This window comes from Parabacteroides sp. Y3-G-102 (genome assembly GCF_023656845.1).
GTDB lineage: Bacteria > Bacteroidota > Bacteroidia > Bacteroidales > Tannerellaceae > Parabacteroides > Parabacteroides distasonis.
This window is the reverse complement of sequence record NZ_JAMOKU010000010.1, coordinates 35,751-58,961: the sequence shown is the minus strand read 5'-3', so window position 1 is coordinate 58,961 and position 23,211 is coordinate 35,751. Positions and strand designations below refer to the sequence as shown.

20 protein-coding genes are annotated in these 23,211 nt (G+C 49.3%); 7 read left to right on the top strand and 13 right to left on the bottom strand.

Translation table 11 applies throughout. The features are described from left to right. Window positions 1-68 precede the first annotated feature (68 nt). Together NBH16_RS06750 and NBH16_RS06745 are read left to right on the top strand one after the other, a co-directional pair. On the top strand, window positions 69-551 hold the full coding sequence (locus NBH16_RS06750; RefSeq protein WP_005861772.1) for a ferritin: 483 nt from the start codon (window positions 69-71) through the stop codon (window positions 549-551). A gap of 161 nt (window positions 552-712) precedes the next feature. Then, window positions 713-1,153, top strand: coding sequence for a DUF695 domain-containing protein (locus NBH16_RS06745; RefSeq protein WP_122144277.1), 441 nt, complete (start codon window positions 713-715; stop codon window positions 1,151-1,153). 1,105 nt (window positions 1,154-2,258) lie between these two features. Here NBH16_RS06745 and thrC read toward each other — a convergent pair. The 13 genes from thrC to atpD form a co-directional block, all read right to left on the bottom strand. Further along, entirely contained in the window at window positions 2,259-3,572 is a 1,314-nt protein-coding gene (thrC, locus tag NBH16_RS06740; RefSeq protein WP_250788249.1) for a threonine synthase, read from the bottom strand. A 3-nt stretch (window positions 3,573-3,575) separates the two neighbouring features. After that, window positions 3,576-4,784, bottom strand: a complete 1,209-nt coding sequence (locus NBH16_RS06735) for a cofactor-independent phosphoglycerate mutase (RefSeq protein WP_005861778.1) — start codon at window positions 4,782-4,784, stop codon at window positions 3,576-3,578. A gap of 2 nt (window positions 4,785-4,786) precedes the next feature. Next, a complete protein-coding gene (gene thrA / locus NBH16_RS06730) occupies window positions 4,787-7,228 on the bottom strand; it encodes a bifunctional aspartate kinase/homoserine dehydrogenase I (RefSeq protein ID WP_057329079.1) in 2,442 nt (813 codons plus the stop codon). A 282-nt stretch (window positions 7,229-7,510) separates the two neighbouring features. Continuing rightward, on the bottom strand, window positions 7,511-8,476 hold the full coding sequence (locus tag NBH16_RS06725; RefSeq protein WP_005861782.1) for a DMT family transporter: 966 nt from the start codon (window positions 8,474-8,476) through the stop codon (window positions 7,511-7,513). 155 nt (window positions 8,477-8,631) lie between these two features. Then, window positions 8,632-9,495 carry a F0F1 ATP synthase subunit gamma gene (locus NBH16_RS06720; protein WP_122380995.1) on the bottom strand — a complete coding sequence of 288 codons (864 nt, stop codon included), beginning with the start codon at window positions 9,493-9,495 and terminating at the stop codon, window positions 8,632-8,634. Continuing rightward, window positions 9,483-11,060 (bottom strand): F0F1 ATP synthase subunit alpha, encoded by a 1,578-nt coding sequence (atpA, locus tag NBH16_RS06715; protein ID WP_005865921.1) that lies wholly within the window; start codon window positions 11,058-11,060, stop codon window positions 9,483-9,485. Before atpA ends, NBH16_RS06720 begins: the two co-directional genes overlap by 13 nt. Window positions 11,061-11,072: 12 nt before the next feature. Further along, the gene (locus NBH16_RS06710) at window positions 11,073-11,615 is read right to left on the bottom strand and encodes a F0F1 ATP synthase subunit delta (protein ID WP_005865923.1); all 543 of its coding nucleotides are present in this window, start codon (window positions 11,613-11,615) and stop codon (window positions 11,073-11,075) included. A 3-nt stretch (window positions 11,616-11,618) separates the two neighbouring features. Then, a complete protein-coding gene (gene atpF, locus NBH16_RS06705) occupies window positions 11,619-12,119 on the bottom strand; it encodes a F0F1 ATP synthase subunit B (RefSeq protein WP_250788248.1) in 501 nt (166 codons plus the stop codon). 14 nt (window positions 12,120-12,133) lie between these two features. Then, window positions 12,134-12,388 carry an ATP synthase F0 subunit C gene (gene atpE / locus NBH16_RS06700; RefSeq protein ID WP_005861792.1) on the bottom strand — a complete coding sequence of 85 codons (255 nt, stop codon included), beginning with the start codon at window positions 12,386-12,388 and terminating at the stop codon, window positions 12,134-12,136. A gap of 62 nt (window positions 12,389-12,450) precedes the next feature. Further along, complete coding sequence (gene atpB / locus NBH16_RS06695; RefSeq protein WP_250788247.1) at window positions 12,451-13,500, bottom strand: F0F1 ATP synthase subunit A; 1,050 nt, start codon at window positions 13,498-13,500, stop codon at window positions 12,451-12,453. After that, window positions 13,478-13,909, bottom strand: a complete 432-nt coding sequence (locus tag NBH16_RS06690) for a hypothetical protein (RefSeq protein WP_008774073.1) — start codon at window positions 13,907-13,909, stop codon at window positions 13,478-13,480. The genes atpB and NBH16_RS06690 overlap by 23 nt, the downstream gene beginning before the upstream one ends. A gap of 12 nt (window positions 13,910-13,921) precedes the next feature. After that, the gene (atpC, locus tag NBH16_RS06685; protein WP_005861798.1) at window positions 13,922-14,155 is read right to left on the bottom strand and encodes an ATP synthase F1 subunit epsilon; all 234 of its coding nucleotides are present in this window, start codon (window positions 14,153-14,155) and stop codon (window positions 13,922-13,924) included. A 5-nt stretch (window positions 14,156-14,160) separates the two neighbouring features. Then, a complete protein-coding gene (atpD, locus tag NBH16_RS06680) occupies window positions 14,161-15,678 on the bottom strand; it encodes a F0F1 ATP synthase subunit beta (protein WP_005861799.1) in 1,518 nt (505 codons plus the stop codon). A 377-nt stretch (window positions 15,679-16,055) separates the two neighbouring features. On the opposite strand from atpD, the gene NBH16_RS06675 reads away from it, so the two are divergent. The 5 genes from NBH16_RS06675 (at window position 16,056) to NBH16_RS06655 (ending at window position 23,184) form a co-directional block, all read left to right on the top strand. Next, the gene (locus NBH16_RS06675; RefSeq protein WP_048928035.1) at window positions 16,056-16,787 is read left to right on the top strand and encodes a copper homeostasis protein CutC; all 732 of its coding nucleotides are present in this window, start codon (window positions 16,056-16,058) and stop codon (window positions 16,785-16,787) included. A 167-nt stretch (window positions 16,788-16,954) separates the two neighbouring features. After that, window positions 16,955-17,335: a hypothetical protein gene (locus tag NBH16_RS06670; RefSeq protein ID WP_048928036.1), complete on the top strand. Its 381-nt coding sequence runs from the start codon at window positions 16,955-16,957 to the stop codon at window positions 17,333-17,335. 89 nt (window positions 17,336-17,424) lie between these two features. Continuing rightward, window positions 17,425-18,588 (top strand): efflux RND transporter periplasmic adaptor subunit, encoded by a 1,164-nt coding sequence (locus tag NBH16_RS06665; protein WP_005861805.1) that lies wholly within the window; start codon window positions 17,425-17,427, stop codon window positions 18,586-18,588. 5 nt (window positions 18,589-18,593) lie between these two features. Beyond that, window positions 18,594-21,752 carry an efflux RND transporter permease subunit gene (locus NBH16_RS06660; protein ID WP_121772730.1) on the top strand — a complete coding sequence of 1,053 codons (3,159 nt, stop codon included), beginning with the start codon at window positions 18,594-18,596 and terminating at the stop codon, window positions 21,750-21,752. After that, window positions 21,742-23,184: an efflux transporter outer membrane subunit gene (locus tag NBH16_RS06655; RefSeq protein WP_250788246.1), complete on the top strand. Its 1,443-nt coding sequence runs from the start codon at window positions 21,742-21,744 to the stop codon at window positions 23,182-23,184. The genes NBH16_RS06660 and NBH16_RS06655 overlap by 11 nt, the downstream gene beginning before the upstream one ends. The last annotated feature ends 27 nt before the right edge of the window (window positions 23,185-23,211 follow it).

The following is a 23,211-nucleotide window of genomic DNA, read 5'->3' as shown; positions in this document are numbered from 1 at the left end:
ATTTATATTTGCATAGTGAAATTTCGTGAACGGATAATACTTCAACATTTTTAAACAATGATAAAATTATGATCTTAAGTAGAAATTTATCAGAGGCGTTCAATGCCCAAGTTAATGCGGAGATGTGGTCTTCGAATTTGTATTTGTCAATGTCCGTGTATTTCCAGAAAGCAGGGTTGAACGGTTTCGCCCATTGGATGAAGAAACAAGCGGCTGAGGAATTGGAGCATGCTCATAAGTTGATCGATTACGCCTTGGATCGTGGCGGCGATATTACGATCGGCCAGATCAACGTGGTTCCGACAGGCTGGGGAAATCCGTTGGAGGTATTCGAGCATGTTTACAAACACGAGTGCTATGTATCAGAGTTGATCGACAAATTGGTTGATATCGCCGAGGCTGATAAGGATCATGCTTCCCGTGATTTCTTGTTCTGGTTCGTACGCGAGCAAGTAGAGGAAGAATCTACGGCTAAAGAGATCGTGGATCAATTGAAGAATTATGGGGAATGCCATTACGCCATTATGGATCATAGATTAGGAAAGAGATAATACATGTTTTACGAAGTTAACTTCGTTGTCGAATGAAGTTAACTTACTTTGCCAAGTAAGCTAAGTGACATTGCCTAGTAAGTTAAGAGTGTTGGCAATGTTACTTAGCTTCATTTTTTTATCATGTCAAATTAGTAGCGTATCATTTATAGATAGGGACGATGAAATTAAGCGATGTATGGTTTACGGCTCTCTCGGAAAACGAGTCAGGGCAAATGATTACCGTTTACGGGCGGGACGAGTTGAATGAGTTCACCGAATCCGGTAAGTTCAAGGAACGTGTCGAGATCACTTGGAAATACGAGGGAGATGGGAGAGGCCTTCCTAGCGATGACCTTGGCGAGAAAATGGAGGCCGTGGAGGAAGCGCTTCGTAAGGCGATGGAAAAGAAAGACAAGCTGGCTATCCTGACGGGTGTCTATACCGGAGGAGGAGAGAAGGTCTGGGTGTTTTACACACGTACCGTGCGTGTATTCGGCGAACGCTTGAATGAGGCCTTGGCTCCTTTCGAGTTACTGCCCATCTCTATTTATACCGAGATGGATCCGGATTGGGAAGAATATAAGGATATGTATGAGATGAAAGAGTGGGCGGTGGATTGAGATCCTGTGCTTCGAGTTTGGCGTGAAAGGTATCTTTTTGATTGAAATACCTTCTTTTTCACGACACGGCTCTCTGGCTATAAAAGCCAACGAGCGTAAACGGGGAGCGCGAACAAGCTGCCACCACCGCTTTTTAACACGATAAGCGTCGCTTTTTAACGAATATATACGTATCAACCTACACATATGGCTGTATCAACTCACATATATAGCAGTGTCAACCCACACATATAGTCGCGTCAAGCTACACATATAGTGGCGTAAGCCTACACATATATAGGCATCGACTCTCACATGCGGTAGCGTTGGGCATTACTACCGCCTTACGACCGTAAAACATGAACTAGGGTGAATTATTTCGGCTGGAACGAAAGGCCGTTTTTTAGCAAACAGCTATCAAACAGAGAATTGCTGTTTTTTTCTCTCGAATTTGGAAGCGAGACGCACTTGGGTACGGAATAATCGATTCTCCGGGACTTCAGATTACAAGTTGTCAAAAAGACAAATGTGTCACTTGTATCTATAGTTCCTCTGCCATTTCCCGATAACCATCGGGGGAGAGATGGTTAATGTATATTAAGACTGTCACTCATCTTTTCATCAAGATGGATGAAAATCTCGGTGGATGTGCTTTCTATGTTGACGACATTAAAAATACGTAAGAACTGCACTTGGTAGTACTATCTGAGCTAATGTATAAAGTTGATTCGTTTCCATAGAGCAAAGGTAGAGATTTTAAATAGATGAAAATAATTATCCCCACCAATTATCAACTGATCCTATAAAAACTCTATTTCTCCAATAATTATACATTTGGCTTATAATTAATCGAATTTAACAACATGACTTTTCGGAAGAAAAGCTTGGTTATAATTTAGTTAAATAAAGAAAAGAGCTATCTCGTTCGTGAGAATATAGGTAGCTCACTATTTATTGGTGGTAGACTTGTGCCAATCGGCGATAGCTTGCCTACGGAATTTCTTTTTGAAATTCTCGCCTGTTTTTGTATGTCCTAGGTGATAAAAATGGAAGGTGTGGCAAATATCGATAATATCAATTTGCTACACCTTCCATTTTATATCAATTACGAAAACTATTCTTCTTTTTACCGGCTCATCAAGAAAGATTTGAATCCCTCGAAATCTTTTGCCAGCTCGATGCTTTGCTTGGTTCCTTCCATGAAGGCTTTCAGTTTCGCCGGGATCTCGATATCTGCCTCCAATATCTTATCGACCGTTCCTTTGAATTTGGCGGGATGGGCGGTCTCGAGGAATAGACCCGTCTCGGTCTCGCTTAGGTCGCTGTCTAGTAATCCTTGGTAGCCACAGGCTCCGTGCGGGTCGAGGATATATCCCGTCTCTTTATAGACGGCTCGCATCGTAGAGGCGATTTCCTCGTCCGTATAGCGATGTCCGGAGATCAGTGCGCATATTTCTTTATGAGGATCATTGAATGCGCCGAATAGGTCGATGATACGGGCGAAATTACTCGGATCGCCTACATCCATGGCGTTCGCTAGGGTGGCGACTGATGGGCGGGGTGTATAAGTTCCTGTATTCAGGTATTCCAAGAATACGTCGTTACGGTTGTTTGCCGCTACGAAACGCTTGATAGGGAGCCCCATCCAATAGGCGAACAATCCGGCGGTGATGTTTCCGAAATTACCGCTCGGCACGCAAACGACCAGCTCGTCCGCTTTTCCCAGTTTGTCCAGCTGAGCGTAAGCGTTGAAATAGTAGAACGATTGGGGCAAGAAACGGGCTACGTTGATGGAGTTCGCCGAGGTCAGTTTCATATGACGGTTTAATTCCTCGTCCATAAAGGCGGATTTAACCAGCGCTTGGCAATCGTCGAACGTGCCGTCTATCTCCAATGCCGTGATGTTTTGTCCTAATGTCGTGAACTGGCATTCTTGGATCGGGCTGACCTTTCCCTTGGGATAAAGCACATACACGTGAATGCCCGGAACGCCTAGGAATCCGTTGGCGACGGCGCTTCCCGTATCGCCGGAAGTAGCTACCAATACGTTTACTTGTTTCAATCCCTCTTGCTTTATGAAATAACCGAGCAGACGAGCCATGAAGCGCCCTCCTACATCCTTAAAGGCCAATGTAGGCCCGTGAAATAACTCTAAGCTATAGATATTATCCTTTACGGGTACCACCGGGGTCTCGAAGGAGAGCGTATCTTTTACGATACCGTCCAATACCTCCGGTTCTATGTCTTCCCCGAAGAACATCCGTGCTACCGTGCAGGCGATCTCGTGGAAGGACTGGTTCTTCATGTTGGCTATCACCTCCTCGTCCAAGGAGTCGATATACTCGGGCATATATAATCCCTTATCGCCGGCCAGACCTTTTACGACGGCCTCTTCTAGGCTGGCTACAGGGGCTTGTTTGTTTGTGCTGTAATATTTCATGCTCTAATCGTTTAGAAATTCTTTTATAAATTGATCTTTTTCCAGTATGCCATATTTGCCGTTTGATACGGAGAACTCATCAAATGTGGTAACGGAGTCGGGTTGCTCGCCCGGCTTGTAAATCAGGAATGGAACCGGGGTATTCGTATGCGTACGTATGGAGCAAGGAGTGGGGTGGTCCGGAAGGATAGCGATTGCTACCGGCTCGTCCCATTTTTGCGTTTCCTCGTAGATGATACGTACGGCACGGTTGTCCAGATACTCTATCGTCTTGATCTTTAGGTCTACGTCTCCTTCATGCCCGGCCTCGTCGCTAGCCTCGATATGCAGGTAGACGAAGTCGTTTGTCTTGAGGGCCTCAAGGGCGGCGTGCGCTTTTCCCTCGTAGTTCGTGTCGTATAATCCGGTAGCTCCCTCTACGTGAAGCACCTCGAGGCCGGCGTAAACGCCGATTCCCCGGATGAGATCGACGGCGGAGATCACGGAGCCCTTCCCGAAGCCGTACATCTCCCGCATCGTTCGCATGGCCGGACGGTAGCCCGGAGACCAAGGCCAGATACTGTTCGCCGGATCTTTCCCCGCTGCCATACGTTTGAGGTTCACCGGGTGATCCTTTAAGATCTCTTGGGACTTGAGGATTAATTCGTTTAATAAATCGGCGGTCTCTCGTGCTTCCGGAACTTCCGGTTTTATCATTAAAGGCCGGAAAGGATGGAGGGGTACGTCGTGTGGTGGCGTGCAATCCAGACGCTTATCGCCTCCTTTGATTACCAATAGGTGGCGATAGGAGACACCCGTATAGAACTTGACACGGTCGGAACCTAATCGCTCGTTCAGGCATTGGATCAACTCGTCCGCTTCCTCCGTGGAGATATGGCCGGAAGAGTGATTCTTCAAGATGTCGCCTTCTACGCAGATTAAGTTACAACGCATCGCCATCTCGCCGGGCTGCAGGGCGACGCCTATACTGGCGGCTTCCAATACACCCCGTCCCTCGTATACGGAGGGCAGGTCATAGCCTAATACCGCCATGTTCGCGACCTCGCTACCGGGATGGAAACCATCCGCTACGGTTTTCATCTGCCCGGTTACTCCCAGTTCCGCCAATTTATCCATATAAGGAGTCTTGGCGTATTGCATCGGGGTCTTGCCTCCCAGAGCCTCTATCGGCTCGTCGGCCATTCCATCGCCTAAAATGATAATGTGCTTCATACCTATCGAATATTAGCAATGGATATGATGTCGGCGAATACGCCTGCGGCTGTCACGTCGGCTCCGGCACCATATCCCTTGATGATCATTGGATATTCATGATATCTCTCGGTGGAGATCATGATAATATTGTTGCTGCCCTCCAGTTCATAGAACGGATGGTGGCTGTCTACGGCTTGTAGGCCTACCTCGCAAGCGCCGTTCTCCATCTTCGCCACGAAACGGAAGCGTTTGCCTTCCGCTTCCAGTAGCTGGCGTTTCTCCTCGAAACCGGCATCTGTATCCTTGATATTCTTCCAGAAGTCCTCAAGGGAACCCTCGAAGTACTTTTCCGGGATGAACAGGTTCCGTTTTACGTCGGCTTGCTCCACCGGATAACCGGCCTCACGGGCCAAGATAACCAGCTTACGGATTACGTCTTTGCCGCTAAGGTCGATACGTGGGTCCGGCTCGGCGTATCCGGCTTCCTTTGCCATATGGATCGCCTCGCTGAAAGGGATATCGGCGCTGATCGTATTAAAGATATAATTCAGCGTACCGGAAAGTACGGCCTCCAGTTTCAATATATGGTCGCCGCTATTGATCAAGTCGTTCATCGTATTGATGATCGGGAGGCCGGCGCCTACGTTCGTCTCGAACAAGAACTTGATGTCTCGGTGGCGGGCGGTCTCCTTGAGCTTGGTATAATTATCGTAGGAGGAGGAGGCCGCTTCTTTATTAGCCGCCACGACGGATACGTTATTGTTCATCAACGTCTCGTAAAGAGCCGCCACGTCCGGGCTTGCCGTGCAATCCACGAATACGGAGTTGAAGATATTCATCTTTACGATCTCTTCGCACAGATGCTCCGGGTTGCTCTCTTCCCCGTTCTCCTTCAGCTCCTCCAGATAATTGTCGAGGTTGATCCCTTCCCGGCATAAAAGGGCTTTCTTGGAGTTTGAGATACCTACGACATTCAGCTTCAAACCGTTTTGCCGCATCAGTTTCGGTTGCTGGATGCGTATCTGTTCCAATAAATTGCCGCCTACGGTTCCTACACCGGCGATGAAAAGGTTCAATACCTTATATTCGGATAGGAAAAAAGAGTCATGAATGGAGTTCAACGCCTTGCGAAGGTATTTATGCTTGATAACGAAAGAGATATTCGTCTCGGAAGCGCCTTGGGCGCAAGCGATCACGCTGATGCCCGCACGTCCCAGCGTACCGAACAGCTTCCCGGCGATACCCGGGGTACGTTTCATGTTCTCGCCTACAATAGCGACGGTAGCCAGATCTTTCTCCGCTACGGTATCGTTCATATCACCCTGCGCACGTTCCAAGGCGAACTCGTCGTTCAATACTTGTACGGCCAAATCAGCGTCGGCGTTACGTACGGCGAAAGTCGTGTTGTTCTCGGAGCTGGCCTGCGATACCATAAATACGCTGATGCCATTCTTGGCGAGCGTCTTAAAGATCCGGTAGTTCACGCCGATCACGCCCACCATACCTAAACCTTGTACCGTGATCAAACAGGTATCGTTGATGGAGGAGATACCCTTGATGATGGCCTTGCCTTCCTCTTTCACCCGCTCTTTCGAGATATAGGTTCCGGGAGCGGTCGGGTTGAAGGTATTCAAGATACGGATCGGGATATTCTTATGATAAACCGGATAGATCGTCGGCGGATAGATTACTTTCGCCCCGAAGTTACACAACTCCATCGCCTCCGTGAAAGTAAGCCGGTCGATTACGTAGGCGGAGCTGATCACACGGGGATCAGCGGTCATGAAACCATCCACGTCCGTCCATATCTCCAAGGTGTTAGCGTCTAAGGCGGTCGCCAAGATGGAGGCGGTATAATCCGATCCCCCTCGTCCGAGGTTCGTAACCTCTCCGGTTTCCGTGCTGGAAGAGATGAATCCGGGCACCAAGGAAACCTTGGGCAGCGGCGAGAAGGTCTCTTTTATGAGCTTGTTGGTCAAGTCGAAATCCACGATATGCTTGTTGAATTGCTTGACTGTCTTGATATATTTGCGTGAGTCGAACAACTTAGCGTCCTTGATCACGTTCGAGACGATCAAGGAAGATAGGCGCTCGCCATAACTTACGATCGTATCGGATGTCTTGGCGGATAAATCGTTAATCAAATAAACACCTTTGAAAATATTGCTCAATTCATCCAGTAAAGCCATCACTTTCTTCTGGACATCTATGCGTACCTCCTTGTCCTCTATCACTCCCTCGATCACGTCCAGATGGCGGGCGATGATCTCCGATAATTCTTTCTCGTAGGCAAGGTCGCCTTTAGAAGCCATGGTAGAAGTGGCCAGTAATTTATCGGTGATGCCCCCTAAGGCGGAGACAACCACGATTACGGGCTCTTCGATAGCCTCTACTATTTTCTTTACACTTAAGATACTATTCACGGAACCTACGGATGTTCCGCCGAATTTTAATACTTTCATCGATATGTATTTTTAATGGTTCATCGAGGATTGACAATCAAAAAAAGGCTTTTTCATGATTAGCAACCGACAATAACCGATTGATTAAACTTATTTATGTAAAAGGAGAAATAAAAAAGGATGCAATACGAGATTGCGACATAGCGTGACGTGGTCTACGCGAATGCTTATTAATAGATTCTAACCCCCCAAGGGGTCATCAATGCCCATGTATAATATGAGGACTCTACACTCATCATTGATTTTGTATGCTACTTATTCTTTTATATTATGGGGGCAATATTACGCATTATTTTTCATATTGCAAGCGTTTTTGCTAAAAGATTGACTATTTTGTTGTTCAAGGTCCGCCCGGCTCTTGCTTTGGGTCACTAAATAGACACCGGAGAAAACAAGTGCGGCCGATACTAGTTTCGTTACGCTAAAACTATCCTGACCGATGAATACGGCGATAAAGGAAGCTACGATCGGTTGGATATAATTGTACATGCTGACGGTAGTCGGGCGGATTCGCTTTAAGGCCAGCGGTATTAATAAATAGGGTACGAACGTGGCCCCGAATAGCACGAAGAAAATGGCTCCCAGCTCTTGGCCGTCGAAGACCTCTTTATGGAAAGCCGGGGTATTCCAGATGGATTCGATAGCGAAAGGCAGGGTAATCAGCGTGGAGAACAGGAACATCCATTTCATCATCGTGACGGATGAGTACTTGAGTGTTAGTGGCTTGGATACTACCAAATAGATCGAGTACATGAATCCGCTAACCGTAATCAAGAGGTTTCCCCCTAGACTGCTCGCTTGATTGGAACCTTGCGTGGATTGTAGTATTAAGGAGATCGCCCCGCATATACCAAGCAGTACCCCGAACGTTTTCATCCGTGTGATAGGTTCCTTTAGGATCAAGGCCGCCAAGATCATGACAAAGATGGGGACGGCGGTCGCTATGATGGAAGCGTCTACTGGCGACGTGGTATTCAATCCCCAGATAAACAGCCCTTGGTTCAAGCCTACTCCGCAAAGGGCGCAAAGGCATAGAAGTCCCAAGTCCTTCAACGGCACTTTCTCATAGGGAACGAATAGGGAGGTGATCCAGAACATCACGCAAGCGAAGCTCATCCGCATACTGGTTAACGCCTCGGGTTGCACATGCTCGGGGAGTAGATATTTGGATACGGGCATATTAATGGCGAACAGGATGTTGGCCGCTAAAATAAGGAGATGCCCTTTTAGCTTTTCTTGATTCATCATGAGTACGATCCTAGATTGGTATAATATAATGTATACAGGCTTATGTTTTGGTGAGCAAAGGTCTTACTTTTTTTTGTAAATAAGAAATGATCCGTTAGTAAAGTGTTTTACATACGGATCATTGTCTGTTTAGTCAAGGATGCATCCCGTTTTTATTACGATGAAACGGCCGCTCCTCCCATGATATCCAGCAATTCGTTGGTGATGGCTTGCTGGCGGGTTTTATTATATTGCAAAGTTAATTGTTGGATTAAATCGTTCGCGTTGTCGTTGGCGGTCTGCATAGCCATCATACGGGCGGCGTGCTCGGCGGTCGAGGTGTCGAGTAGGATCGTATAGATGGTTAGGTTCAGCAATTTCGGGAAAAGCCGGTTACGCAACTCTTCCGCCGAGGGCTCAAGGATGTAGTCGGTGGCCGTTTCCGCCGCTTCCGTATCCGAGAGGGAAAGGGGAAGATACGTCTTGTGGGTTACGACTTGTGTCGCCATGTTCTTGAAATGGTGATACAGTAATTCCACCCGGTCCGCTTTACCCGTGACGAACAGCTCCATGAGACGGTTCGCCAAGGATACGGCGCTTTCATAAGACGGCTTTTCGCCGATCGTGACGAAATCAGTGTCGAAGCTATACCCCGCTTTATGAAGCTCATCCGCTATTTTCTTGCCGATAGGGTAGAGGCCTACCTCTATTTGCTGGTTCTTATAAGTCTGGATCGTGGCGGATAACTCTTTCCATATATTGGCATTGAATGTCCCGCATAAACCCGTGCTCGAGGCGAATACGGCGATAGCCACCTTGCTCACCTTACGCTGTTCGGTGTAAGGTGAGTCTAGGTCGCATTCCGCCGAAAGAAGACCGTTTAAGATAGCGGATAGTTTATTAGCATATGTAAGTGTATGCTCGGTTTGCGTCTGGGCATGATGAAGCTTGGCCGACGATACCATTTTCATGGCGGCGGTGATCTTCTGCGTGCTCCGTATAGAGGCGATCCTGACTTTTATTTCTTTCAATGAACCCATAGCTCCTTCGCTGTTTTTTCCAATATGCCTCGTATCTCATCATTGATAACGCCGGTCTTTAAGACATCCAGTACGTCCCGTTGATGAGAGGTCCGTAATTCTTGCAAGAACCTTGCCTCGAACTCATGCACCTTGTCCAATGGAACCTCTTTCAGCAGACCTTGCGTTCCGCAATAAAGGATCGAGATTTGCTCTTCCACCGGCATCGGGCTATATTGAGGCTGTATCAGTAACTGGGTATTCTTCTGCCCCTTATCGATCGTGAAAGCGGTGACGGCATCCATCTCGCCCCCGAACTTGGAGAATGATTCCAATTCACGGAACTGAGCCTGATCGATTTTCAAGGTACCCGCTACCTTTTTCATCGCCTTTAATTGCGCGTTACCGCCTACACGGGAAACAGAGATTCCGACGTTGATAGCCGGGCGGTTCCCTTGGTTGAATAAATCGGTCTCAAGGAATATCTGTCCGTCGGTGATAGAGATCACGTTGGTCGGGATATAAGCCGATACGTCTCCCGCCTGAGTCTCGATGATCGGTAAAGCGGTCAAGGAGCCACCGCCTTTCACCTTGTCTCTCATGCTTTCGGGGAGATCGTTCATCTCACGGGCTACCTCCGGCTGATTGATGATCTTGGCGGCACGTTCCAATAGGCGGGAGTGCAGGTAAAAGATATCACCCGGGTACGCCTCACGCCCGGAAGGGCGGCGAAGGATTAAGGAAACCTCACGGTAGGCGACCGCTTGCTTGGACAGATCGTCGTAGACCACCAAGGCGTGTCGTCCGCTATCCCGGAAGTACTCTCCGATGGCCGCTCCGGCGAACGGGGCGAAATATTGCATGGCTGCCGGGTCGGAGGCGGTCGCGCTTACGACAATCGTATAGTCCATGGCGCCTTTCTCTTGCAAGGTGTTCACCAAGGCCGCTACCGTGGAACCCTTTTGCCCGATCGCCACGTAAATACAGTAAACCGGGTTCCCTGCCTCGTAGTTGCTACGTTGGTTGATGATGGTATCGATAGCGATCGAGGTCTTTCCCGTCTGCCGGTCGCCGATGATCAACTCACGTTGCCCCCTTCCGATAGGGATCATAGCGTCTACGGCCTTGATACCGGTTTGCAAAGGCTCGTTTACCGGCTGACGGAAGATCACGCCCGGAGCCTTGCGCTCAAGCGGCATCTCGCAAGTCTCGCCAAGGATCTCGCCTTTCCCGTCGATCGGGTTTCCCAACGGGTCGATCACACGCCCGATCATCCCCTCGCTGACATCGATAGAGGCGATGCGGCCCGTGCGTTTTACGGTGTCGCCCTCCTTGATTCGGTCGGTCGGACCTAAAAGGACGGCGCCTACATTATCTTCCTCCAAGTTCATCACGATCGCTTCCATCCCGTTATCGAATTGAAGCAACTCGTTCGCCTCCGCATTATCCAGCCCGTAGATGCGGGCCACGCCGTCACTCACCTGCAATACGGTCCCGACCTCCTCCAGCTTGATGCTGGTATGGATTCCTTCCAATTGCTGGCGCAGGATGGAGGAGACTTCACTCACTTTTATCTGTTCTGTCATACTTCTTCTTTTTTATCTGTTTTCGAGTAGCCCGGTACGGATATCCCGTAGTTGCGTCGCATAGCTAGCGTCTATCCGGTAATTGCCGATGCGTAGGCGGAAGCCCCCGATTAGTTCCGGTTCCACATGGCCGGAGAACTCGATCGTGCATCCCGTCTCTTTCCGCAGCTTGTCTTGCAGGTGAGACTTGACCGCATCGTCTACCGTTACGGCCGTGTCGAATCGTACCCGGGTAATCTTCTTCTCTTTCCGGTACAAATGGATATAAATGTATGCGATGAAGGGCAGTAACGTCTCCCGTTTATGGGCTAATACCAGATTGATAAAACGTGTATATAGCTCGCATACCTCGATACCTCCCGCCGCCGTAAGCAATTTCACTTTCTCCGGTACGGAAACGATCGGGTTGCTCAAGGCACCCCTAAGCTCCGGCTCCATCGAGAAGCTGTCCGCCAACATCTTCATATCATCATATACCCGGCTTTCCTGTCCCTTGTCTTTCGCTAGGGAGAAAAGCGCCTTGGCATACCGGGAAGAAATAGTTCCTATATCCATACCTTACGATTTACTAAACGATACCTCATCCAGCAGCCGGTCGATCATCTGTTGTTGTTCCTTATCCCGGCCGATTTTCTCTTTCATTACTTTCTCTGCGATAGCGATAGACAGATCCGCTATCTCCGAGCGGACTTCGCGAATAGCTTTCTCTTTTTCTTCGCGGATACGCCGGGTAGCCTCCTCTATCTGCAGATGTGCCTCGGAGACGGCCTTTTTACGTACCTCCTCGATGATCCGCTCCTTTTCGGCAAAGGCTTCCTTCAGGACGGCGTTTTGCTTTTCCTTGGCCTCGGCTAGCATCTTCTCGCCCTCGGCTTGGATATGGGCAAGTCGCTCATTCGCCTGACGTGCCGTCTCTAAGGAATTGTCAATGTAAGCTTTCCGTTGTTCGATTGCCTTGACGATCACGGGAAAACCGTATTTGGAAAGGATCACGAAGACAATCCCGAATGAAACGATCATCCAGAATAGAAGCCCTGAATCCGGTGTTAATAAAGACATAGTTTGTTACTTTTTTATTGGAACAACGCTAAGAAACATACGACAATAGCGAACAATGCCACACCTTCTACCAACGCTCCCATAATCAACATCGAGGTACGGATCTCTCCTGCGGCCGACGGCTGGCGTCCAATAGCTTCAACGGCACCTTTACCGATCAATCCGATTCCGATACCTGCACCTATGGCGGCGAATCCCGCTCCTATAGTGGCTCCCATCTTCGCTACGCCCATCCCGGCTGCCGCTTGTAATAAAATAGTCGATAACATAGTGTTTAATTTTAAATTAGTAACCTTAATAATATAATTCTAATACTTTAATTTCTTTGGATTTATTCCCTTACCTTGGCCAATCCGATATAGTTGGCCGACAGCAGGGTGAAAATATAAGCTTGCAAGCAAGCCACTAACAATTCCAGACAGTTCATGAACGCACAGAACAAGACGGATACGATCGTCATACCGAAATTCACGGCTACTCCCATGGTTGCCGTTATGAATATCAAACAGGTTAGCGCCAAGATAATCGTATGGCCCGCCATGATGTTGGCGAACAGACGGATCATCAATGCGAACGGCTTGGTGAATACCCCGAAGAACTCCACGAACGGCATGATCGGCAAGGGCAGTTTCAAGTAGATCGGCGCTTTGGGCCAAAAGATCTCTTTCCAGTACGCTTTCGTGGCGAACAGGTTGACCGCTATAAACGTACAAAGTGCCAATACGCCTGTTACCGCTATATTTCCCGTAATATTAGCGCCTCCCGGGAAAACCGGTATGATCCCGATCAGGTTGTTGATCAAGATAAAGAAAAATACCGTCAGCAAATAGGACGAGAACGGCTTATATTCTTTTCCGATCGCCTCTTTGATCACCCCGTCTTGTATGTAGGAGATGGCCATTTCCATCAATCCGATAAATCCGCCCGGCGCCTCGTTCGGGTGCTTTTTATACCAATGGGCGGTTCGGAGAACGATGAAAAGCAAGAGACCGCAACTGAGGAACAGTCCGCAAACATTCTTGGTCAATGAGAAATCCATCGGGCGAACCTCTTCTCCGGCACTGTTCTTCTCAACAACCTTTCCCGCATGCTCACCTTCCTCGGCGATATAATAATTGTGATGCGTCCGGCCTTGATGTAGATGGGATGACAGGAATAAATCCCATCCTCTTTCCTCGCTTTTTACCAAGATAGGCAGGGGAATCGCAATCTCTTGTCCGTTCCATTCCGTGATATGCCATGTATAGGCGTCTTGAATGTGGGAGAAGACGATATCCTGCACGTCTATCTCGCCGGACGCCGCTTTTGCCGGAGTGAGAAAGCTGAGCCACATCCAGAAAGCGATCCATATGTATTTGTTATCTTTGATTGTACTCATCATCCTTTTCCCTTTTCTCTCTTTTCATTCTTTTCTTTTCAAACAGATATAAAATGTAAGTCTCCAGTCCGAGGTAAATGAAATAGAATAACATCAACGTGAAACCAAATGTCTTTAATTGTTGCCCGACAAACGCCGCATACATCCATAAGAAGACGAAAGCGAGCGTGAACTTACACAACCGGACTAGCATGTACATGGTTACGGTCACATCTCCGTTTTTCCTTTTTACCCGGTCTAGGAAGAAAGTCATCGCCATGGCCATGACCCAGTAAAAGAAGGGAATGGACGGATACCACGAGAAATAGTGTTCCGGCCAGATGGTATATAATAAACCACCCAATGAAACGCCTATTGCCACGTTGATAAACGTGATCAAACCCATTAACCTCATTTTTAATCTGCCATTCATTGTCGTATGTTTTTATTCGACGCAAACGGATAGGATGTCGTCTTTTACCTCTACGAATCCGCTTTGTATCGTTTGTTCTTGTCTTTTGCCGTTTGCCTCGAACCGGATCGTACCCGCCTTCAACGCTGCTATCAATGGGGCGTGATGAGGCAAGATATCGAATGAACCGGCAACTCCCGGGAATGAGACAGATTCGGTCTCGCCTTCGAAAAGAATGCCGTCCGGTGATACAATTTCCAGTTTCATATCGATTAATTTGCTTGTTCTTTCAGCTGCTTGGCCTTCTCCAAGACATCCTCGATGGTTCCTACGTTTAAGAATGCCTGTTCGGGTATGTCATCCGTTTCCCCGTCCATGATCATCTTGAATCCCCGGATCGTATCCTCTATAGAGACCATGACACCGGGTACGCCAGTGAATTGTTCCGCCACGGAGAAGGGCTGGGACAGAAAACGTTGTACACGGCGGGCCCGGTTGACCGTTAGCCTGTCCTCGTCGGAAAGTTCTTCCATACCGAGGATGGATATGATATCTTGAAGTTCCTTGTTCCGTTGCAGGATTTGTTTTACCCGTTGCGCTGTGTCGTAATGCTCCTTGCCTACGATCAGCGGATCAAGGATGCGGGATGTAGATTCCAGCGGGTCTACGGCCGGATAGATACCGAGTTCCGTGATCTTGCGGCTGAGGACGGTTGTTGCGTCCAAGTGCGTAAAGGTAGTCGCCGGAGCCGGGTCCGTCAAGTCATCGGCAGGAACATACACCGCCTGTACGGAGGTGATGGAGCCCTTCTTGGTTGAAGTGATACGTTCTTGCATGGCACCCATCTCCGTGGCCAATGTCGGTTGGTAACCTACGGCGGAAGGCATACGCCCCAGCAAGGCGGAAACCTCGGAACCGGCTTGGGTGAAACGGAAGATATTATCGATGAAGAATAATATATCTTTTCTTTCTCCCTCAGAGGCTTTGTCACGGAAGGATTCGGCGATCGTCAAACCGGATAAGGCCACGGACGAGCGGGCGCCCGGCGGTTCGTTCATCTGCCCGAATACCAAGGTAGCTTGCGACTTAGCCAATTCATCGTAATCGATCTTCGACAAGTCCCAGTTGCCTGCCTCCATACTCTTCTTAAACTCCTCGCCGTATCGGATGACACCGGATTGGATCATTTCACGCAATAGGTCATTTCCTTCACGTGTACGTTCACCCACACCGGCGAAGACGGAGAATCCGTTGTTTTTCTTTGCGATGTTGTTGATCAATTCCATGATCAATACCGTTTTGCCCACTCCGGCTCCTCCGAAAAGTCCGATCTTACCTCCTTTGGCGTAAGGTTCCAATAAATCGATTACTTTAATACCCGTGTACAAGACCTCTTGGGTCGTTGTCAGATCCTCGAATTTAGGAGGCTCACGATGGATGGGAAGAGCCCCGTCTTTAGTAAGCTGGGCCATGCCATCGATAGGGTCGCCGGTGACATTCATTAAACGTCCTTTGACTTGGTCGCCGGTCGGCATGGTGATGGGCATTCCGTATGACACGGCCTCCATGCCTCGTCTCAATCCGTCGGTCGTATCCATCGCTACGGTACGGACGGTGTTTTCCCCGATGTGTTGCTGAACTTCGACGATCAAGATCTTTCCGTTCGGGCGGGAAATCTCCATGGCGTCGTGGATACGGGGGAGGGTTACTGTTTCTTCTGTCCCATAATCAAAGTGGATATCCACTACCGGGCCGATAACCTGTGAGATATAGCCTTTTATTTCTCCCATAAAGCCTATTTGTTATTTATCTTAACCTATTAAAATGTCGTTGCAATATTACGTTTTATGGCGTTTCGATCCTTGAAAATAGAACTTTTTGTGTCTTTTTGAGATTAGTTAAACTTTAAACTATTTAGCTATAGTTCCGAAATAGACCAATTTGTTTCTTATTTGGACGAATCAGAAAGCTATAGTCAAATTTCTAAGGCATAGATAGATAAGGAGATACGAATTTGCTACCTTTTTGATAGTAAAGGTGACAGTTCTGTTTTATTTTGTTAATCCATAATAGGGGTGTTTTTAATGGTATCGGATAGTTATTTGTGGTTCTGTTGAGCAAGTGGTGATATTTATGTAATTTTGTACGTCAACAATACTAAATAAACATGAAACGAATTATTGAGATATGCGCGAACTCCGCTCAAAGCTGTGTGGAGGCGGAGGCGGGAGGCGCTACCCGTGTAGAGCTTTGCGCCGGGATACCCGAAGGGGGAACTACACCTAGTTATGGAGAGATCAAGACGGCGAAGGCTCTGACTTCCAAGATCGATATCAATGTGATTATCCGTCCGAGAGGCGGTGATTTCTTGTATACGGAAGCCGAGGTGCAATCCATGCTATTGGATATAGAACTGTGCAAGGAGCTAAAAGTGCATGGCGTCGTTTTCGGCTGTCTTACGAAAGACGGGGATATCGATGTACCCTTGATGCGGCGCTTGATCGAGGCGGCAAAACCTCTGTCCGTAACTTGTCATCGTGCTTTCGATGTTTGCCGGGACCCATTCACTGCGTTGGAGCAGCTAATCGAGTTGGGATGCGACCGTATCTTGACCTCCGGCCAGCAATCGGATGCCGTGAAAGGAATCCCCTTGATCGCCGAGCTGGTGAAACGTGCGGACGGACGGATCATCATCATGCCGGGATGTGGCGTACGTGAGAATAATATCGGGAAAATAGAGGCGGAGACAGGAGCGAAAGAGTTTCATACGTCCGCCCGAAGTATCGTATATAGTAAAATGGAATACCGCAATGAAAATGTCCCGATGGGAAGCTGTATCGTCTCCTCCGAATTCGAGACGGTGCAAACGGATCGGGAGAAGGTAAAGGCATATATTTAAGTGCTGGTATAGGCGTGAGCCTGTGTCGGTATTGGTGTAGCCCTACGCCTATACCGGCATCGCCTCATGCCTATACTGGCGTGGGGCGATACCAATACTCGTATGCGGGTGAAATGTTTTTTCTTCCCAAAAAGATTGTTTATCTTTGCGCCTCCATTGGATAAAAGATGCTAAATGTAACAGTGAATAATCGTTTTGGGCTTCACCAGCGTATCATGCTTATGATCATGTTGGTGCTGTTACAGTTTTATTCCATTGGAAGCGATTTCTTTCCGGAGAATATTACCACTACCTCAATGGAAATGGTCGATCAAGAGGCGCCCGATGTATTGTTGGATTTTGACGATAACGCCTCCTTGCGAACGGTACGTCAAGAGCAAGTGCAAATCCGTGCCTTGGAGATCGATTTGATATGGGACCTGTTTACGATTCTGGATTTACATGAATTAATTCATTCCTTGGAACTACGGCAATGCGCCAAGCTTCCTTTATTTTATAACCTACACAAAGCACAGAATTTCGTTTGGTTCTGTTCCTATCTGATTTAGTAGAACTTACCTGTTTCTTATTGTCGCGCATGGGGTGATTCGCCATGTGCTTTTCGTTGTATTCAAATAATTATAAATCTATAAGTTTTATGAGGATAAAATTGTTTTCTAACTATTTACCCTTACTATGCTTAACGGCTTGTGTATGGGTATCTTGTAGCCAAAACCGGGAGAAAAAGTCCGGGAAGAAAGATCATACGCCGGTGATGCGGTTAACCACGACCACGATCGAGGTGCCGCAGTCGTATGTAGCGGATGTACAAGCCGTACAGTTCGTGGAGGTGAAACCGAAAGTGGAAGGGTTCGTGGAGGCCGTCCTTGTGGACGAGGGCGAGCATGTGAAGAAAGGACAGGTGCTTTTCAAGCTTTCCTCGGCGGAATTGTACGAGGAGGTGAAAGAGGCGCAAGCCAATCACAAACAGGCCCAAGCCGAGTTGAAGATGGCGGAGGTAGAGGTAGACCGCATCAAGCGTTTGGTGGAGAAAGATATCATCTCGCCGATCCGTCTGGAGCAGGCGATGGCCGAGGCGGACGTGGCACGCTTGCAGGTGCAACAGGCCAAATCCCGTTTGCAACGTGCGGAGACTAATTTCTCGTACACGACGATCACGGCTCCTTTCGAGGGATACGTGGACCGCATCCCCTTTAAGGTGGGAAGTTTGGTTACGCCGAGCAGCTTATTGACCTCCTTGACGGACGTATCGGATATGTTCGCTTATTTCAAGATCAACGAGAAGGAGTATCTGGAATATAAACGGACGCAGTTGAGCGGTATCGACCAGCCGGAGTATAATAATCTGGAACTGATCCTTTCCGACCAATCCACCTATCGGTATAAAGGGAAGGTAGAGACCGTGGAGGGCGACTTTGAGCGGGGTACCGGATCGATCGCTTTCCGTGCCCGTTTCGCGAACCCGGAACGTTTGCTGCGACATGGCGTATCCGGTAAGATCCGGATGCTGACCAAGATGGAGAACGTGGTCTTGGTTCCCCAGCAATCCACTTTCGAGATTCAGGATTTCACCTATGTATATACGGTAGCGGAAGATGGAAAGGTGAGCGTACGCAGCTTCGAGCCGTTGGCCCGCCACGGTTCTTATTACGTGACACAGGATTTGCCGGACCAGACCGTTATCGTCTACGAGGGTGTTCAGATGATCACGGACGGCATGACTATCAATCCCGATATGGTAGATGGAGCCACGATCCGTCGCCAATTGGAATCGTCTAATGAAATCGAGAATAATAAGTAAGCCCTATGTTTGAAATATTTATCAGACGCCCTATCTTATCGGGCGTGATCTCGGTGGTAATTGTCTTCTTGGGATTGCTGGCGATCAACTCCTTGCCGATCACCCAATTCCCGGATATCGTGCCTCCATCCGTTACCGTTACCGCCCGTTATACCGGAGCGAACGCCGACGTGATGGCGAAAACGGTGGCGACCCCGCTGGAGCGTGCCATCAACGGCGTGCCCGGAATGACCTATATGACCTCTGTTTGTACGAACGACGGTATGTCCTTGACTACGATCTATTTCAAGGTCGGTACCGACCCGGACGTAGCTTCCGTGAATGTGCAGAACCGTGTGACCACCGTGCTGGATGAGCTTCCGGAAGAGGTGATCCGTGCCGGCGTGATCACGGAGAAGGAGGTGAACAGTATGTTGATGTACTTGAACATCATGAGCTCGGATAGTACCCATACGGAGAAATTCGTATATAACTTTGCCGATATCAATATCTTGCGTGAGTTGAAGCGCATCGACGGCGTGGGATTCGTGGAGATCATGGGTAGCCGCGACTATGCGATGCGTGTATGGCTGAACCCAAACCGATTGGCGGCTTATAATATGTCGCCGCAAGAGGTTACGGAGGCGATCCGCTCGCAGAATATCGAGGCGGCGCCGGGTAAGACGGGTATCAGCTCCGACAAGATCCCGCAGCAATTGCAATACGTCTTGCAATATAGCGGTAAGTTCAGCACGCCGGAGGAATATGGCGAGATCGTCTTGAAAGCCCTGCCGGACGGTTCCGTGCTTCGCCTGAAAGACGTGGCTACGATCGAGTTTGATTCCGAGGATTATAATATGATCTCCATGACGGACGGAAAGCCCTCGGCCTCTATCATGATCAAGCAGCGTCCGGGCTCGAACGCCCGTGAGGTGATCCAGCAGATCAAAGCGAAGATGGAGGAATTGAAGGAAACGACGTTTGCCCCGGGTATGGAATATAATATCTCGTACGACGTATCCCGTTTCTTGGACGCTTCCATATCGGTCGTGCTCAAGACCTTGCTGGAGGCGTTTATCTTGGTATTTATCGTGGTGTATCTTTTCTTGCAGGATTTCCGGTCTACGTTGATACCCGCTATCGCCGTTCCGGTATCGTTGATCGGTACGTTCTTCTTTATGCAGATGCTGGGTTTCTCAATCAATATGCTGACTTTGTTTGCCTTGGTGCTCGCTATCGGTATCGTGGTGGATAATGCGATCGTGGTGGTAGAGGCGGTCCACGTGAAGATGCACAACGAGAAGCTGCCCCCGTTGAAGGCGACGAAAAAAGCGATCGGTGAGATCGGAGGGGCGATTATCGCTATTACGCTGGTGATGTCCGCCGTGTTTATCCCGGTCGGTTTCATGGATGGAACGGTGGGTATCTTCTATCGCCAGTTCTCGTTGACGCTTGCCGTGGCGATCGTGATCTCCGGCGTGAACGCCTTGACGTTGTCTCCGGCTCTTTGCGCCTTGTTGCTGAAACCGGTATCCCACTCGAAGAAGCAAAAGAAAAATCTGCTGGCTCGTTTCTTTGATGGGTTCAATAGCCGTTATGATTTCTTGGAGCGTCGTTACCGCTTGAATTTAAGATGGTTCTTGAACCGTCGGATGCTGACGTACGCAACCTTGATCCTTTTCTGTCTGGCCACGTGGGGCATGACGTTCGTGTTGCCTTCCGGCTTTATCCCGAACGAGGACCAAGGTATGATCTATGTGAACGTAGACGCACCTCCCGGAGCTACCTTGGAGCGTTCGGAAGCTGCCTTGAACAAGGTGCAAGCGGCTTTGTTGCCGTTGGAAGAGGTGGAGACGATCTCTACCTTGGCCGGCTATAGCTTGATGACCGAGACGGAGGGTGCCAGCTTCGGTATGGGTATGATTAACCTAACCCCTTGGGATCAACGGGAGCAGACGGCGGCGGAGTTGATGAGCGTGTATGCCGATCGTGTCGCCCATATCAAGGATGCGGACATCCAGTTCTTCCTGCCGCCTACGGTTCCGGGATTCGGTAACGCGAGCGGCTTCGAGCTTCGTCTGCAAGATAAGACCGCCGGTACGTTCGCCGAGCTGGATGAGGTCGCCAAGAACTTCGTGGCGAAGCTGAACGCTGATCCTCGCCTGACCGGTGTCACTTCCGGCTTCAACCCGAATTTCCCGCAATATCTGCTCCGGGTGGATTTGGCGAAGGCGGCTAAGTTGGGCATCAACGTGAACGAGTCCATGGAAACCTTGCAATCCTATGTAGGTAGTTTCTATTCCTCCAACTTCGTCCGTTTCGGCCAGATGTACAAAGTCATGTTGCAAGCGGCGCCGGAGTATCGTATGAATCCGGAGGATTTGTTCAGCCTGTATGCTAAGAATAAGGAGGGGAATATGGTGCCTTACTCCAACTTCATGACGATGGAGCGTGTGTATGGCCCGAGCCAGATTACCCGTTACAACCTGTTTACCTCGGCCATGATTACCGGCGAGGCCGCCCCGGGTGTCAGCTCGGGTGAGGCTTTGGCGGCTGTTGAGGAGATCGCTTCCGAGGTATTGCCCCGTGGTTATGATACCGAATGGTCCGGTGTGGCGAAGGAGGAGAAAGAGTCCGGTGGGCAAACGTTGGTAATTTTCGCTATTTGTTTGGCATTCGTCTATCTGTTGCTTGCCGCCCAATACGAGAGCTTATTGCTTCCGCTTCCGGTCATCCTGTCGCTTCCGGCGGGTGTGTTCGGCTCGTTCTTCTTGCTGTACGTGGTAGGTCTGGAGAATAACATCTATGCGCAGGTGGCGTTGGTGATGTTGATTGGTTTGCTGGGAAAGAACGCGATCTTGATTATCGAGGTGGCGAACCAGTGCCGTAAGGAAGGTATCAGCGTGATGGGGGCCGCTATTCAAGGGGCTACCAGTCGTTTGCGCCCGATCTTGATGACCTCCTTCGCTTTTATCAGTGGCTTGATTCCGTTGACGATCGCCTCGGGAGCCGGTGCCTTGGGGAACCGTTCGATCGGTACGGCGGCGGCCGGAGGTATGTTGATCGGTACGTTTGTCGGTATCTTCTTGATCCCGGGGCTTTACGTGATCTTCGAGTCGCTGGCTACTTATTTTAAAAAGAGAAAAGAGAAAGAGCAAATTAAAGAAGACGAGTATGTGTATTAATAAGATGAGATATATAATGATAGGCTGCGCCTTGGCTCTGATTGCTTTGGCCGGTTGTAAGACTCCCGAGCTATCGATGGACGAGCGGATCTCGCTTCCGGAATCCGGCGAGATGGGAATGAACGACACTACGTTCGTGAAACCGCTGTCGTGGGATGTCTTTTTCCAAGATACCTTATTGCGAGGCTATGTGGATGTGGCTTTACGCAATAACCATTCCTTCCGGCAGAGCATGGAGCGCATCGCCATGAGCCGCGCGGCCTTGCAACGGGCGAAAGGGCTTTTGCTGCCGGACGTGAATTTGAACATCGGAGCCTCCGTGAACCGTTTCGGTGAATATACGATGGATGGTGTGGGGAATAGCGAGACGAACGTGCCTTCTTTGCCAAAGGATAAGCATATACCGGACCCTTACCGGGATTTCGGCTTGAGCTTGAGCTTTCAATGGGAAGCGGATATCTGGGGCAAACTGACCCGGAAGAAGCAGGCCGCCGCCGCTCGCTGGATGGCTTCCGTGGAGGCTACCCGTTTTGCCCAGTCGATGTTGATCTCCGATTTGGCGATTCAATATTATGAGTTGATCGGCTTGGACCGGCGTAAGGAGGTGTTGCGGAACGCGCTGGCCAGTGCCCGTTGTTCCCATGAGCTGACCCGCCAGTTGAAGAAGGAAGGGGCGGAGACGCAGTTGGCGGTCGATCAGTTTTATGCCCGTGTGCTGTCGATCGAGAGTAAGTTGCTGGAAAACGATCAGTTGATCGGTGAGAAGGAGCGGGCGATCGCTTGCCTGTTGGGTGTTTTCCCCTTCGAGATTCGCCGGATGGGATTCGATGAGTTGCGTAAGTTGCCGATTCCCTTGTCGGAAGGGATTCCGGCGAACCTTTTGACGTTGCGTCCGGATGTACGCTCCGCCGAGATGGAGCTGATCGCCTCCAAGGCGGATGTGATAGCGGCGAAGGCAGCTTTCTATCCCTCGTTGGTGCTTGGCGCCAGTGGCGGTTTCAACGCGTTTGACGTGGGTAAGTGGTTTCATTCGCCGGCCTCTTTGGTGTACGACTTGGCGGCGGGTATCACGGCTCCTATCTTCCGTCGCAATGAGATCCGTTCGATGTGGAACGAGGCGAAGGCTTCCCAGCGTATCGCTTTATCCCAATACCACGAGACCGCTTTGAACGCTTACACCGAGGTGCTCGATCTCTATTGCGCCAGCCAGACCCAAACGGAGCGTATCCGCTTGAAAGAGAAAGAATCCCTTGCCCACCAACGTTCCGTGGTGAATGCCGGCGAGATGTTCCAATTAAGCTATACCGGTTTCTTGGAGGTTCTTTCCGCCGAGGAGCGTTATCTGGATAGCGAGCTGGAGCATATCGATATCGTCACCGATTTATGCCGGAAGAAGATATTGCTGTATCGGGCGTTGGGAGGCGGTTGTTGAGTTTTATCGTGACGCTATTGTTATTGT